We start from the raw sequence: 13844 nt of genomic DNA on the forward strand, positions 1-13844 counted from the left end.
GTTTTCCTCTAGTGACTTGCGGCCAGTTTCAACTGGCCGGTATGTTTCAATAATCGAATATCCGCTGTACGCGCATGGCCTTCCATTCCCTCGAAACGGGAAATCGTGGCCGTCGCACGCGCCAGATCTGGAATCGCGACAGGATCGGCAGTTTGCCAGGTCACAGTCTTGATAAATTTATGCACCGACAGGCCGCCCGTATAACGGGCCGCACCGGATGTGGGAAGCACATGATTTGGGCCGGCCGCCTTGTCTCCGAACGCAACCGTGCTGTTTTCCCCCAGAAACAGCGAACCGTAGGCTGTCAGGGCCGTTTTCCACCATGTCAGATCCGCCGCCTGAACATGCAGATGTTCCGGTGCATATGCATTGGCAGTTGCGGCCATTTCCGCGCGATGATCGCACAGCATGACTTCGCCCAACGCAGCCCAGGCTGCCTCGGCACTGTCGCGGTTGGGTTGGGGCAGCTCAGCGATACAGGTGGGCACCAGCTCCAGCACCTGCTGCGCAAGTTGCGCGCAATCCGTGACCAGCCAGACCGGCGAGTTATATCCGTGCTCTGCCTGCCCCGCCAGATCCCAGGCCACCGTCAACGGATCAGCCGTGTTATCCGCAATCACCATTGAATCGGTCGGGCCGGCCACCATGTCGATGCCTGTCGGCCCGAAAAGCTGGCGTTTGGCTTCTGCAACGAACTGGTTGCCGGGCCCAACCAGAATATCCGCTTTCTGTGCACCGAACAGGCCGTTTGCCATCGCTGCCACGCCCTGTACGCCGCCCAGTGCCAGTATGGTATCGGCGCCGGCAAGGTCCATCGCATAAAGAATGGCGGGCGCGATGCCCTGCCCCTGTTTGGGCGGGCTGCATGCGGTGACGTGCCCGACACCCGCCGCACGTGCCGTCGTGATTGTCATTAGTGCCGATGCGATATGCGCATAGCGCCCGCCTGGAACGTAACAGCCGGCACTGGACAGCGGTATTTGGCGCTGACCAGCCACCAGACCGGGGCGCAATTCAACTTCAAATTCAGTGCACGTGGCACGCTGCGCCTGCGCAAATGCAAGGATATTGGCGTGCGCATAATCGATAGCGTCCCGCAAATCGTCCGAAATCATGGACTTGGCAGCTTCTATATCGTCGCGTCCCACGCAAATCGGTCCTGACCACCGGTCCAGATTCTGCGCATATTCACGCGCAACATCTTCCCCGCCTTCGGCGATGCGGGCCAGCATGATCTGGACCATGTCAGCCGTATCCTGACTGGCCCCATCGGGCAGGCCCGTTGTTGGTTTCAGGTGTTTCATTTCAAGTCTCACACAAACAAGAGGGTTGACGTAGGGTGGCCTTAGTTTCACAAATTTCAAAACTAGGAAGGGGTCTGTCGTGGTAATGAAGGGCGTAACCTTGCGCGGGCTGGAAGTGTTCGAAGCCCTGGCCGAAAGCGGTTCTGTCGCTGTTGCGGCGCAACAAACAGGGCTGAGCCAGCCTGCGGTCAGCCAGCAATTGCGCAACCTGGAAAAGGCGTTGGGTGCTGATCTTGTCGATCACGGGAAACGCCCGATGGTCCTGACGCCCGCGGGGCGCAGCTTTCTGATCCGGACCGAGGCGGTTCTGCGCGAATTGCGGGTGGCGCAAAGTGAACTAACAGTGATGGATCTGACCCATCTCAGCACCCTCAGCCTTGGGATCATCGACGACTTTGACAATGATCTGACACCGCGACTGGTTGGCATTCTTGCCGACAGCCTGACCAAATGCCGGTTCAAACTTGTCACCGCCCCCAGCCATGAAATCAACGCTGCGATGAAAGACCGCCGCCTTCATATCGCAGTGTCCGCCAGCACCGGCGAAGTGATCGACGATGTCACGGAATATCCGCTGGTTCGTGATCCTTTTGTGCTTGTCGCGCCGAAAGGTGTGATCCCTGACGGGGCCGACGATATTCTGGCCCCGCTTTCCGGTCTGCCTTTGCTTCGCTATGACAGGCAACAACTGATCGGCCGCCAGATCGAAGCCCATCTTGCCCGGCAGAAACTGACCTTTGCCGAACGGTTTGAAATCGGCAGCCATCCATCCCTGATGTCGCTGGTCGCACGACAGACAGGATGGACGATCACCACGCAACTGGGGTTCATGCGAACAAAACGTCTGCACGATAAATTGTCGGTCCATCCGCTGCCCTTCAAACCGTTTTCGCGTACCATATCCCTGTTCGCGAATTCGGATTGGGCCGATCAGGTGCCGCGCGATGTGGCGCAGACCGTCCGGCATCTGGTACAAGACCAGATGATCACACCCTCGCGCGCGCAATTGCCCTGGCTGGGCACGCAATTGCGGGTGCTTGAAGGCTAGGGCCGCAAACGCAGCCGGTGTTGGTCGGACATGGCTGGTCACTAAGGTTGCGCGCGTCATGGTATGCTCAAGGGTGCAAAACATTATCAAGCGGCGAACCCGGTGCGACAGCAAGCCCGCAGGTCCGGGTTTTGGCAACAACAGAGAACAGATTTGGAAAAACCAAAGCCGGGCAGAACCACATCAGGAGGGCGGTAAATGACCAACATTGTTATTCTGACAGGCGCCGGTGTTTCGGCAGAAAGCGGTCTTAGCACGTTCCGCGACAGCGGCGGTTTGTGGGAAAAATACCGGCTGGAAGACGTGGCATCGCCCCAAGGGTTCGCCCGTGATCCGGACAGCGTTCACGCGTTTTACAATGCGCGACGCGCCAAGGCTGCCAGTGTCCTTCCAAACGCCGCGCACAGTGCGATTGCAAAATTGCAGCGCATGCGCGATCACACCGTCTTTCTGATCACACAAAACGTCGACAATCTGCATGAAAAGGCGGGATCACCTCAGGTCTTGCACATGCACGGACAACTCGACAGCGCCTTGTGCGGGGCGTGTGATCACAGGTGGCCCGCATCCACATCCCTGTCGGTCGATGACAGGTGCCCATCCTGCGCGGCGCATTCCGTCCGCCCTGATATCGTCTGGTTCGGTGAAATGCCCTATGGGCTGGACCAGATTGAAACCCAATTGCAGAACGCAGATATCTTTGCCGCCATCGGCACATCGGGACAGGTTTATCCCGCCGCCGGATTTGCGCAGGAAGCGGCACGTTCCGGCGCCCAACTGATCGCGTTCAATCTGAATGAAACAGACGTCGCGCCGCATTTTGATGCAGCACATATCGGTCTGGCCACCCAAACAGTTCCAGCATGGGTGGCCAGTCTTTTACAGACTTAGCCGCCTGTGTTGCTGCCGGAATGGTTCATCGCGCCATGATCCGGTTTGCGTTCCAGATCGACAGGGATATCAACAGTAACATCCCCGGCCTGATCGAACGTCAGGGTGATAGTTACCACATCCCCATGCGCAAGAGACTGGTTCAGCCCCATCAGCATGACATGATCACCGCCACGCGCCAGCATGTGCATGCCACCCGCAGGAATGGCAAAGCCTTCTTCGACATGCATCATCTGCATGACGCCGTTGGCGTCTTGTTTGTGGGTGTGCAGCTCTGTCTTTTTGGCCACATCGCTTTGGGCCGCGATCAACCTGTCATCGGTCGCGCCCGTGTTCTGGACCACCATGAAAGCAGCACCCGATTTGGCCGAGGCCGAAGACACCCGAGCGTAAGGGTCTTCAATCTTGATCGACGACGCATCGCCTGCGAAGGCCGGAAAAGCGACCGCAGTCGCGCACAGAGCGGCAAGGCCGCTGGTTCTGAAAGACATCATGTCTCTCCTTTTCAAAAAAGTTAGTAGTTTTGATTGTAAATCAACCGCTTGGCAACATCCGACACAGCGGAGGAGCGCGCGCGCGGTGCGCGGGTGCACCCGTCTGCGTGGCAAGTGCGTCCAGACCGGCCCAGTGCAATTCAAGCTCTGCAAATGCGGGTTGCGCCGCCGCAAGTACCGGCAATACGTCGACGCCAAATGAAATGACGCAATCAGGGCAGATATGGGCCGGCCCGACTGGTGTTCCATTCTGATCCGTGTTGACGATCACAGGGCCGGTGCCGGTGCACAACACAATCTGACCGGCAATCATGGAAGACCCGCGCGCCACAGCCGCCGACTGCGCGGTCAGAACCAAAAGCGCAACAACAAGCGCGCTGATTGAATGGCGGATCATGATCATCTTGGTTCAGGATATAGGCGCAGGCATCCCAGCCCACAAACACAAACAGCCCCGCCGGGGCGGAGCTGCTTCAATACGTCCCAGCTTGCGCCGGACACAGGCAAAGGTCAGGCGGCTGCCTGTGCTTTGCGAATTTCTTTTTTCACTTTCAGTGCAGTATCCGAAAGCTCTTCGTCCTTGGCTTTCGCCAGATACGCATCCAGACCGCCGCGGTGATCGACCGAGCGCAGGGCCGCGGCAGAAATCTTGAGCTTGATACCCCGGTTCAGGATTTCGGATTGCAGTGTAACATCATTCAGGTTCGGCAAAAACCGGCGACGGGTGCGGTTTTTGGCGTGGCTGACATTGTTGCCCGACATGGGGCCTTTTCCGGTCAGTTCGCAGCGGCGCGACATGGCATTGTCCTTTGTCATAATATTGGCAGGCAGATATTGCAGCCAAAACATACGGTCCGCAGGGCGGTCCGTGGAAAATCGTTTGCTGGCTTTAGGGGGAATCGCGGCGCGGGTCAAGCCGGTAGGTCGTGTTCCGGCCCCGGGTTTGAAAAAATGCGGCCCGCCCTATTCGCCCGCACGACTTTGCAGACGTTCCAGCGCCTGTTCCGTTGCTTCATGCGCGGGCATGACACCTTCTGCCACCGCCTGTCCCAGACGTTTCATTTCCACCTGAATCTCGGGCCTGTCCAGACCGGCAAGCAGGCTCTGGCGTACATCCTGTTCGAACCAATACCGTGCCTGCGCGGCGCGCCTGTTGCGCCAGTGCCCCTGCTCTTTGCGCCATTCGGCCAGATGCTCCATTTCGGCCCAGGCTTCGGCCAGACCGGTCTGCTCTACAGCCGAAACCATCATGGCCTTTGGAAAACCGTCGGGATCATGCGGGCGCTTGCGCAGCAGCCGCAAGGCGCCGGAATAATCTGCACAGGTGCGCATTGCCGCCTGCTTCAGATCACCATCCGCCTTGTTGATCAGGATCAGGTCCGCCATTTCCATGATCCCGCGCTTGACCCCCTGCAATTCGTCACCACCTGCCGGGGCCAGCAGCAAGACGAACAGATCGGTCATTTCGGACACAACCGTTTCCGATTGCCCGACGCCCACCGTTTCGATCAGCACCACATCAAATCCGGCAGCTTCGCACAGTTGGACCGCTTCGCGCGTCCGACGCGCCACGCCGCCCAGATGGGTCTGACTGGGCGAAGGACGGATAAAGGCGTTGGGATCACGGCTAAGCCGGTCCATCCGGGTCTTGTCCCCCAATATGGACCCGCCCGAGCGTGCCGAACTGGGATCAACAGCCAGTACCGCAACGCGCAACCCCTGCCCTGTCAGCATTGTCCCGAAGGTTTCAATAAATGTGGATTTGCCCACCCCCGGTGTACCGGACAGGCCGATCCGCATCGCCTGACGCCCTGTTGTGTTCACCTTTTCCAAAAGCGTGGCGGCCGCAACACGATGATCTGCGCGCCCGCTTTCGATCAGGGTAATCCCCCGCGCAAGGGCGCGCCGCTGCCCTGCGATGATCCCTTTTGCCAGTTGCGCGATATCCATTTTGCGTCATGCCCTCGTGATTGGCTTTTGCGGTTTCCCTTTTGTCCGGCAGCAGACCCGTGATGTCCAGACACAGTTGCACTTGGCCCGCCCGCCAATCTGCCCGATAAGGTGCATATGAAAGACAGATTGCCCATTGACGACGTGTTGCCCGATGTTGTCGACGCCCTTCGCACCGACAAACGCGTCGTTCTTCAGGCGCCCCCCGGCGCGGGCAAGACAACCCGGGTGCCTCTGGCTGTTTTGCAGGCGGGGTTCTGTGATGGCCGTATCATCATGCTTGAACCCCGCCGTCTGGCGGCACGTGCCGCCGCAGAACGCATGGCGCAAACCCTGGGTGAAAAAGCCGGCCAAACCATCGGCTACCGGGTGCGCGGTGAGTCAAAGGTTTCGGCATCCACCCGTGTCGAGGTCGTGACCGAAGGCATTCTGACCCGGATGATCCAGAGCCAGCCCGATCTGCCCGGCGTGAGCGCCGTTATCTTTGACGAATTCCACGAACGTTCGCTGAACGCCGATCTGGGACTGGCGCTGTGTCTTGAAATCGCCGGCGCCCTGCGGCCTGACCTGCATCTTGTTGTCATGTCAGCCACGCTGGATGCCGGCCCGGTCGCGGATTTGATGGATGCCACGGTGATCACGTCACAAGGGCAAAGCTTTCCGGTCGATATCCGTTGGGCGGAACGGCCCGCCGCGCCCAAGATGCGGTTGGAATCGCTGGTGGCCGATGCCGTTCTGCAGGCAACACAGGAAACCGACGGCGGTATTCTGGTCTTTTTGCCGGGTGAACGGGAAATCCGCCGGGTCGAAGCCACCCTGAAAGGTCGTACCCCGCCGGAATACACCGTGCGCCCGCTGTTCGGCGCGATGGAATTCGCCGCGCAACGTGCAGCCATTTCGCCAGACAGAACCACCCGCAAGATCGTACTGGCCACATCCATTGCCGAAACCTCGCTGACGATCGAGGACGTGCAGGTAGTGATCGACGCCGGACTTGCGCGGCGCACGCGGTTCGATCCGGGCAGCGGCATGTCGCGGCTGGTTACCGAACGGGTCAGCCAAGCCGAGGCGATACAGCGCACAGGGCGGGCCGGGCGTGTCGCTGCGGGAACCTGTTACAGGCTTTGGACCAAGGGCGAACACGGCGCACTGGCTGCATTTGCCCCCGCCGAAATCGAAGTGGCCGATCTTGCCGGGCTCGCTCTGGAACTGGCCAACTGGGGAAGCACGCTGGACGATCTGGCCTTTCTGACAGCGCCCAATCCGGGCAGCTATGCCGAAGCGCGGGCCTTGCTGAACCTGCTGGGCGCGCTGGATGATGCGGGGCGCATCACGGCCCATGGCAAGGCGCTGGCCGAAGTCCCCTTGCATCCACGACTGGCACATATGCTGTTGATCAGCGGAAGGGCTGCGGCCCCGATTGCGGCGGTTCTGGCTGAACGGGACGTGTTAAAAAACGCCCCCGTCGATCTTGGCCTGCGTCTGGAAGCGGTGCGTGATCCGCGCCGGTTCGGCACATCCCGTTCTTACGAGATCCGGCAGGGTGTCATGGCGCGCATTCGTCAGGATACCAAACGGCTGGAACGGTTCGTGGCAAAAAACGGTGGTAAAAGCGATGCCGAGATGGCCGCGCTGGCCTATCCTGACCGCGTCGGATTGCGCCGTGCGGGCGATGCGCCGCGCTATATCCTGTCCGGTGGCAAAGGGGTCGTCATGCCCGAAGGCGACCCGCTGGCGTCTACGCGTCTGATTGTTGCCCCCGATCTGGATGGCAACCCGCGCGAGGCCCGCATCCGCGCTGCCATTGCGATCACCGAAGGCGAGGTGCGCGCGTGTTTCAAAGACCGGATCACCTGGCAGAACCTTTGCGAATGGTCCCGCCGTGACCGGCGCGTTCTGACCAGACAACAGGAACAGTTCGGTGCACTGGTCTTGCAAGACTGCATTTGGCGCGATGCATCGGAAAGCGAGATTGCACAGGCAATGCTGCAAGGCGTGCGTGACCTGGGCATTGTTCTGGACGGGGCCGCGGCGCAATTTGCTGCGCGTGTGGAACTGGTGCGCGCCGGTGGCACATCCCTGCCCGACATGTCGCCGGACGGGCTTATCACATCCATCGACGACTGGTTGTTGCCGCATCTTGGGGGCGTGCGCACGGCGGATGACTGGAAACGGTTTGATTTGCTGCCTGCGTTGCGGGCCGCGTTGAACTGGGATCAACTTCAAATGCTGGACAGGCTGGCGCCGGCACATTTCATCACTCCGCTGGGGCGCAAAGTCGCGATCGACTATAGCACGAGGCAACCGGAAATTGCGATAAAGCTGCAGGAACTGTTCGGCGTTACCCGCCACCCGGACATCGCGGGGACACCGCTCAAGATGACATTGCTGTCACCGGCGCAGCGCCCTGTTCAGGTCACGATGGACCTGCCGGGTTTCTGGGCCAGTTCCTATCAGGATGTGCGCAAGGACATGCGCGGACGTTATCCGCGCCACCCCTGGCCCGAAGATCCAACCGTTGCCACCCCGACGACCCGGGCCAAACCGCGCGGAACATAGAGAGGGTTTAAAATGGGCCGGTCAGAGCTTGATAAAATGAAAAACGGCCACTGGTACACCTGTCTGGACCCGGAACTGGAACGGATGCGTGACCGCGCACGAAATGCGGTTCACAGGCACAATACAACCGCCCCCGAAAAACGCGGCGCGATCGCGCCCGAACTGGCTGCGCTTCTGGCCTCTGTCGGACAAGATACAATGATCGAAGCCCCGTTTCATTGTGCCTACGGCATCAACATCACCTTGGGTGACGCTGTTTACCTGAATGCGGGTTGCATCATACTCGATACCGGCCCGGTCAGCATCGGGGATCGATCCATGCTGGGGCCCGGCGTGCATGTGTATTGCGCCGAACATCATAAAGAGGTTGCAAAACGTCGCGCCGGGCTAGAGGTGGCGCGCCCTGTGCGGATTGGTCAGGATGTCTGGATCGGCGGTGGTGCGATCCTGCCTGCTGGCATATCCATCGGCGATGGAGCCATCATAGGCGCGGGCAGTGTCGTGACCCGCGATGTTGCTGCCGGTGCCACTGTCGCCGGCAATCCTGCGCGCGAAATCACCGCTTAATCCGCAGGAACCACCAGTTCGATCAGAAAAGGACCGTTGGTGTCCAACCCCTTGGTCAAGGCATTATTGAACGCCTCCATCGACGTGGCGCGCGCTGCCGGCACACCATGGCCCTGCGCCAGAGCAACCCAGTCCAGATCCGGATCAACCAGATCGAACATGCGGTGCGCATTGCGTCCGACGCTGTCCACACCGACAGCTTTCAATTCTCCGTGCAGAATCTGATAACCGCGATTGGCAATCACGATAACAACCACGTTCAGGTGTTCACGCGCCATCGTCCACAGCGATTGCAGCGTGTACATCGCCGATCCGTCACCACTTAGCGCAATGACCTGACGATCCGGGCACGCCACCGCGGCGCCGGTCGCACAGGGCAAACACTGGCCAATTGCGCCACCGGTTGTCGCCAGCAGATCATGCGGACGGGCCGTACGCGTGGCGGAGAGCAACGGAAACGATGCCGTGACGCTTTCATTCACGATGATGCTGTTTTCCGGCATCAGCGCCGCAATCGCAGCCCCCGCCTTTTCCAGTGTTACCGTTCCTTCAGGCAGCGCGGGCAATTCCAGCGGTACAATGTCCGCCGGCGCATCGTCCGAAATGCCGAGTGTCTGCGCAAGCGCGTACAACGTGCCCGCTATGTCCATACCGGGATCACACAGGGAATGGACCTGACAATCTGCCGGTTCCGGCAGGCTGGGTTTTCCGGGGTACGCAAAAAAGGCGACCGGCCGGTGAAGGCCGCACAATACAATGTGGCTTGCCTGTTCAAGCTGTCCCAGTTTTCCGTCGATATGATAGACCAGCGGTTCAATCTGCACCGATCCGCCGCCGCGCTCGAGCCGAGGCACAGCCGTGTCGGACATCAGCCGACACCCAGTTTCATGCGCGATCTGTCCGGCAATCCGACGCAACCGGCCGTAAAGCGCATCGCGCCCCACCATCAGGCAGGCGCCGGGATTGCGCAGAACCTCGGCCGCTGCCGCAATCCGGTCGGCCCCCGGCAAACGCGGTTCCGGAACGGGTGCGCAAACGGCAACATCACCGCCCGGCTCCCAAGCTGTATCGGCAGGCAGGATCAAGGTCGCTATCTGCCCGCCGCCTGAACGCGCCGCCGTTATGGCAGCCGCCCCGTCCAAGGCAACGGATCGGGCATTCTGACAGGTGCGTGTCCAGTGCGATACGGCAGCACTGATCCCTTCGACATTGCCTTTCAGCGGGCTTTCATATTTCAAATGATAGCTGGCATGGTCCCCGACAATGTTGACAATACCGCTGCCGCCCTTGCGCGCGTTGTGCAGATTGGCAAAGGCGTTGCCGAACCCGGGCGCAAGATGCAGCAATGTAGCAGCAACATTGCCCGTCATGCGGGCATATCCGTCAGCGGCCCCTGTCGTGCCACCTTCGAACAGGCACAGGATGCACCGCATGTCGGGGTTTTCATCCAGCGCCGCCACAAAATGCATTTCGGACGTACCGGGATTGGCAAAACAGGTGTCTACCCCGTTCTCCAACAAGGTGCGCACCAGTGTTTCTGCCCCGTTCATCCCGTACGCCCCCTACACGCCCAGACACCAGCGCATGATCGCCTTTTGCGCATGCAACCTGTTTTCGGCTTCGTCGAAAATAACCGAATGCGGGCCATCCATGACAGCGCTTGTTGCCTCGTCCTCTCGGTGGGCAGGCAGACAATGCATGAACAATGCATCGGGTTTGGCAAAGCCCATCAGCCGTTCATTGACCTGATAGGGGCGCAACTGGTTGTGGCGCCGTTCCCGCGCGGATTGCGCATCATGCATCGATACCCAGGTATCGGTCACGACCAGATCAGCCCCAGCCACGGCGATCTCGGGATTGCGTTCAATCTCGATTTGCACGCCCTTTGCGCGCGCCTCCTCGACGAAACCCTGTTCGGGGTCCAGCGTCGGCGGGCCGGTGAAGGTCAGATCGAAACCGAACTGGCCCGCTGCATGAATGAAAGAGGCGCAGACATTGTTGCCGTCACCGGTCCAGACAACCTTTTTGCCCTTGATCGGGCCACGATGTTCTTCAAACGTCTGGATGTCGGCCATGATCTGGCAGGGATGTGTGCGATCCGTCAGCCCGTTGATCACCGGAACATCGGCATATTCTGCCATTTCTGTCAAAACCGCCTCGTCAAAGGTGCGGATCATGATCAGGTCCACATATCGGCTGAGAACGCGCGCCGTATCAGCGATTGTTTCGCCGTGGCCCAACTGCATGTCATTGCCGGACAGAACCATGGTGGTGCCCCCCATCTGACGGGTTCCGACATCAAAAGACACCCGGGTGCGGGTCGACGGCTTTTCGAAAATCAGCGCCACGATATGCCCGGCCAGCGGCTGATCGTCATCGGGCATCCCCCGAAGCCGCCCCTTGCGCGCCTTTTTCATGGCTGCGGCACTGTCAATCATCGTGCGCAGATCGGTTGGATCAGTTTTGTGGATATCCAGAAAATGTTTCATATCAGTCTCTTTGCTCGTCCGGTACGACCGGGGGTTTTACCCCCGGCCCCCCAAAGTATTTGTGAAAAAGTGAAGCAAAAGCGGCTTAAAGTGTGGCGGCGGCGCGATCCAGTCGATCGACCGCTTCTGCCAGATCCTGATCTGAAATGTTCAGCGCAGGCAGAAGGCGCACGACATTGTCTGCGGCCGGAACCGTCAGCAGGTTTTGATCGTATGCAGCCGCCACCACATCTGTGTTCGCTTTCCTGCATTTCAGCCCCATCATCAGACCGACACCGCGCACGCTGTCAAAGACATCGGGATGCGCTGCCACCAGACCTTCGAGCCTTTGCCGCAGGAAACCCGCCTTGCGGCTGACATCCGCCAGAAAATCCGGGTCTGCAACGATTTCAAGAACAGCCCGTCCGACAGCACAGCCCAACGGATTTCCGCCATAGGTGGACCCGTGCGTACCGGCCGTCATCCCCGAGGCCGCATTTTCACGCGCCAGCACGGCCCCGAGGGGAAAACCGCCCCCGATGCCCTTGGCCACCATCATGATATCGGGTTCGATCCCCGCCCATTCATGCGCAAACAGCTTGCCAGTGCGCCCGACGCCGCATTGCACCTCATCCAGAACCAGAAGGATGCCGTGTTCGTCACACAGATCACGCAAGCCCTTGAGGCATTGATCGGGAAGCGGGCGGATGCCGCCTTCGCCCTGCACCGGTTCGATCAGGATCGCGGCGGTGGTATCGCCGATCGCGGCGCGCAAAGCATCGTGATCAGCCCAGTCCAGATGCACAAATCCCGGCAAAAGAGGGCCAAAGCCCTTCGTCATCTTTTCGGATCCGGCGGCTGCTATGGCCGCCGCTGAGCGCCCGTGAAAAGCCCCGGCGAAGGTGATAATGTCGACACGATCCTGCTGGCCCTTTTCGTACCAGTACTTGCGCACCATCTTGACCGCCAGTTCGCAAGCCTCGGTGCCGGAGTTTGTGAAAAAAACGGTATCCGCGAACGTATGGGCAACCAGAAGATCCGCCAGCGCCGTCTGGTTGGGAATGTTGTAGAGATTGGCCGTGTGCCAGAGTTTCTGTGCCTGATCGGTGAGCGCGGCGACAAGAGCAGGATGGGCATGGCCCAGCGCATTCACGGCAATACCCGCACCCAGATCCAGAAACCGTCGGCCATCCGCCTCGACCAGCCAGGAACCGGCGCCTTCGGTAAAAGAAAGCGGCGCACGCGAATAGGTCGGAAGTACGGAAGGGATCATTTTGGCTGTCCTTTTGAAAGTCGGGCCGAACAGAATGTATTCGTGCAGTTGGATCAATATTTATGCAAACAGGGCGGCTGGCAAGCCGCCATACAGGATCGCGCGCGGGTCAGGCGCGGGTGGTTCGGCGTCGCAAGAACGCAAGGGAAACCAGATCATTCATGGCGCGTGTCTAGCCCAACACGCCCGTTGTGAAAAGCAAAAACTACGACCCTGCCCTACCCGCTCAAACCACCTTGCAATCCGGGGCTTGCGCGCTGTGCAAAGCCTTGTCATAGCGCTGCAATGTATGCAGCCAAACAGAACAATCCGGCGCTGGCGGCGGCCCTGATCGGGGCGGCCACCGCCTTTATCGCGTCCACGACCCTGTTGGCAAAAATGCTGGGCACCGACACGTTGGGACCACCCCTGCATCCGTTGCAGATCAGCCATGGCCGGTTCCTGTTCGCATTTGTCAGCATTGCCATGATTGCAACCGCTGTGCGCCCGGTTCTTGGCAAACCCCATTGGGGGCTGCATATCGGGCGCACCCTGTCTGGCTGGCTGGGCGTCACGCTTATGTTTGCATCGGTTGCCTTCATCCCGTTATCCGATGCAACTGCCATCACATTTCTCAATCCGGCCTTTGCGATGATCCTGGCCATTCCGCTGTTGGGCGAACGCGTCGGCCAAATTCGCTGGTCTGCTGCGGCCATCGCTCTGGCGGGTGCCATGATCCTGCTGCGCCCGGCACCGGACAGTTTTCAACCGGCGGCATTGCTGGCATTGGGGGCGGCCATGATCATGGGGCTTGAGCTGATTTTTATCAAGAAACTGACACGCCGCGAAAACCCGTTCCAGATATTGCTGGTCAACAACACCCTGGGTGTCTGCATTGCATCCGTCGCCGTCGTGTCTGTCTGGCAAGTGCCCACACCCGCGCAATGGGGCGCGCTGGCCGCACTTGGCATCTTGATGGCGACGGCACAGGCGCTGTTCGTCAACGGCATGGCGCGTGCGGATGCTAGCTTTGTCGCCCCGTTCAGCTATGCCACGCTTGTGTTTGCAACGCTTTATGACTTTGCAGTGTTTGATGTCATACCGGACGGCATCAGCGTTCTGGGCTCTATGATCATTCTGGCGGGTGCGCTGCTTTTGGCGCTGCGTGAAAGCCAGTTGCGGCGCAAAAGAACCTGACTTCCCCATGCCCGGATCGCGTTTTGTGGCCCTTGGATGGTTCAAAGCCGTCGCAAGCCTGTCGCAAACAAGGGCGCATTCGGCACAGTATTTCGCCACTTTGGCCGCAAAACA

Annotated in this window: 13 protein-coding genes; 5 read left to right on the top strand and 8 right to left on the bottom strand. The window is 59.7% G+C overall.

What is annotated here, in order from left to right; all coding sequences use genetic code 11:
- Window positions 1-8: 8 nt before the first annotated feature.
- Entirely contained in the window at window positions 9-1304 is a 1296-nt protein-coding gene (hisD, locus tag C1J05_RS16125) for a histidinol dehydrogenase (RefSeq protein ID WP_114871141.1), read from the bottom strand.
- A gap of 79 nt (window positions 1305-1383) precedes the next feature.
- Between hisD and C1J05_RS16130 the strand changes: the two genes are divergently transcribed.
- Together C1J05_RS16130 and C1J05_RS16135 are read left to right on the top strand one after the other, a co-directional pair.
- Window positions 1384-2352, top strand: coding sequence for a LysR family transcriptional regulator (locus C1J05_RS16130; RefSeq protein WP_114871142.1), 969 nt, complete (start codon window positions 1384-1386; stop codon window positions 2350-2352).
- A gap of 198 nt (window positions 2353-2550) precedes the next feature.
- Window positions 2551-3243 (top strand): NAD-dependent deacylase, encoded by a 693-nt coding sequence (locus tag C1J05_RS16135; RefSeq protein ID WP_114871143.1) that lies wholly within the window; start codon window positions 2551-2553, stop codon window positions 3241-3243.
- Here the strand turns inward: C1J05_RS16135 and C1J05_RS16140 are convergent.
- From C1J05_RS16140 to meaB, 4 genes are all read right to left on the bottom strand, one after another.
- Window positions 3240-3734 carry a copper chaperone PCu(A)C gene (locus C1J05_RS16140; protein ID WP_114872383.1) on the bottom strand — a complete coding sequence of 165 codons (495 nt, stop codon included), beginning with the start codon at window positions 3732-3734 and terminating at the stop codon, window positions 3240-3242. The genes C1J05_RS16135 and C1J05_RS16140 overlap by 4 nt on opposite strands.
- A 43-nt stretch (window positions 3735-3777) precedes the next feature.
- Window positions 3778-4134, bottom strand: a complete 357-nt coding sequence (locus C1J05_RS16145; protein WP_162798116.1) for a hypothetical protein — start codon at window positions 4132-4134, stop codon at window positions 3778-3780.
- A 113-nt stretch (window positions 4135-4247) separates the two neighbouring features.
- Window positions 4248-4535, bottom strand: a complete 288-nt coding sequence (gene rpmB, locus C1J05_RS16150; RefSeq protein WP_114872384.1) for a 50S ribosomal protein L28 — start codon at window positions 4533-4535, stop codon at window positions 4248-4250.
- Window positions 4536-4700: 165 nt separating this feature from the next.
- Window positions 4701-5687: a methylmalonyl Co-A mutase-associated GTPase MeaB gene (gene meaB, locus C1J05_RS16155; RefSeq protein WP_114871145.1), complete on the bottom strand. Its 987-nt coding sequence runs from the start codon at window positions 5685-5687 to the stop codon at window positions 4701-4703.
- A gap of 117 nt (window positions 5688-5804) precedes the next feature.
- Between meaB and hrpB the strand changes: the two genes are divergently transcribed.
- Window positions 5805-8246 (top strand): ATP-dependent helicase HrpB, encoded by a 2442-nt coding sequence (hrpB, locus tag C1J05_RS16160; RefSeq protein ID WP_114871146.1) that lies wholly within the window; start codon window positions 5805-5807, stop codon window positions 8244-8246.
- A 12-nt stretch (window positions 8247-8258) separates the two neighbouring features.
- Complete coding sequence (locus C1J05_RS16165; protein WP_114871147.1) at window positions 8259-8813, top strand: sugar O-acetyltransferase; 555 nt, start codon at window positions 8259-8261, stop codon at window positions 8811-8813.
- On the opposite strand, the gene C1J05_RS16170 is transcribed toward C1J05_RS16165, so the two are convergent.
- From C1J05_RS16170 to C1J05_RS16180, 3 genes are all read right to left on the bottom strand, one after another.
- Window positions 8810-10363 carry an acetolactate synthase large subunit gene (locus C1J05_RS16170; protein ID WP_114871148.1) on the bottom strand — a complete coding sequence of 518 codons (1554 nt, stop codon included), beginning with the start codon at window positions 10361-10363 and terminating at the stop codon, window positions 8810-8812. The two genes, C1J05_RS16165 and C1J05_RS16170, sit on opposite strands and share 4 nt — an antisense overlap.
- Before the next feature lie 12 nt (window positions 10364-10375).
- Window positions 10376-11302, bottom strand: coding sequence for an ornithine carbamoyltransferase (gene argF / locus C1J05_RS16175; RefSeq protein WP_114871149.1), 927 nt, complete (start codon window positions 11300-11302; stop codon window positions 10376-10378).
- Between the two features lie 85 nt (window positions 11303-11387).
- Window positions 11388-12554, bottom strand: a complete 1167-nt coding sequence (locus C1J05_RS16180) for an aspartate aminotransferase family protein (protein WP_114872385.1) — start codon at window positions 12552-12554, stop codon at window positions 11388-11390.
- Window positions 12555-12839: 285 nt separating this feature from the next.
- Between C1J05_RS16180 and C1J05_RS16185 the strand changes: the two genes are divergently transcribed.
- Window positions 12840-13730, top strand: coding sequence for a DMT family transporter (locus C1J05_RS16185; protein ID WP_114871150.1), 891 nt, complete (start codon window positions 12840-12842; stop codon window positions 13728-13730).
- Window positions 13731-13844: the final 114 nt, after the last annotated feature.

It is taken from the genome of Sulfitobacter sp. JL08, assembly GCF_003352045.1.
Classification (GTDB): Bacteria; Pseudomonadota; Alphaproteobacteria; order Rhodobacterales; family Rhodobacteraceae; genus JL08.

Coding starts and splice junctions, on each gene's coding strand:
- C1J05_RS16140 (WP_114872383.1), bottom strand. CDS start 3,734: ATGTCTTTCAGAACCAGCGGCCTTGCCGCTCTGTGCGCGACTGCGGTC.
- hrpB (WP_114871146.1), top strand. CDS start 5,805: ATGAAAGACAGATTGCCCATTGACGACGTGTTGCCCGATGTTGTCGAC.
- C1J05_RS16185 (WP_114871150.1), top strand. CDS start 12,840: ATGTATGCAGCCAAACAGAACAATCCGGCGCTGGCGGCGGCCCTGATC.
- C1J05_RS16180 (WP_114872385.1), bottom strand. CDS start 12,554: ATGATCCCTTCCGTACTTCCGACCTATTCGCGTGCGCCGCTTTCTTTT.
- argF (WP_114871149.1), bottom strand. CDS start 11,302: ATGAAACATTTTCTGGATATCCACAAAACTGATCCAACCGATCTGCGC.
- C1J05_RS16170 (WP_114871148.1), bottom strand. CDS start 10,363: ATGAACGGGGCAGAAACACTGGTGCGCACCTTGTTGGAGAACGGGGTA.
- hisD (WP_114871141.1), bottom strand. CDS start 1,304: ATGAAACACCTGAAACCAACAACGGGCCTGCCCGATGGGGCCAGTCAG.
- rpmB (WP_114872384.1), bottom strand. CDS start 4,535: ATGTCGCGCCGCTGCGAACTGACCGGAAAAGGCCCCATGTCGGGCAAC.
- C1J05_RS16135 (WP_114871143.1), top strand. CDS start 2,551: ATGACCAACATTGTTATTCTGACAGGCGCCGGTGTTTCGGCAGAAAGC.
- C1J05_RS16145 (WP_162798116.1), bottom strand. CDS start 4,134: ATGATCCGCCATTCAATCAGCGCGCTTGTTGTTGCGCTTTTGGTTCTG.
- C1J05_RS16165 (WP_114871147.1), top strand. CDS start 8,259: ATGGGCCGGTCAGAGCTTGATAAAATGAAAAACGGCCACTGGTACACC.
- meaB (WP_114871145.1), bottom strand. CDS start 5,687: ATGGATATCGCGCAACTGGCAAAAGGGATCATCGCAGGGCAGCGGCGC.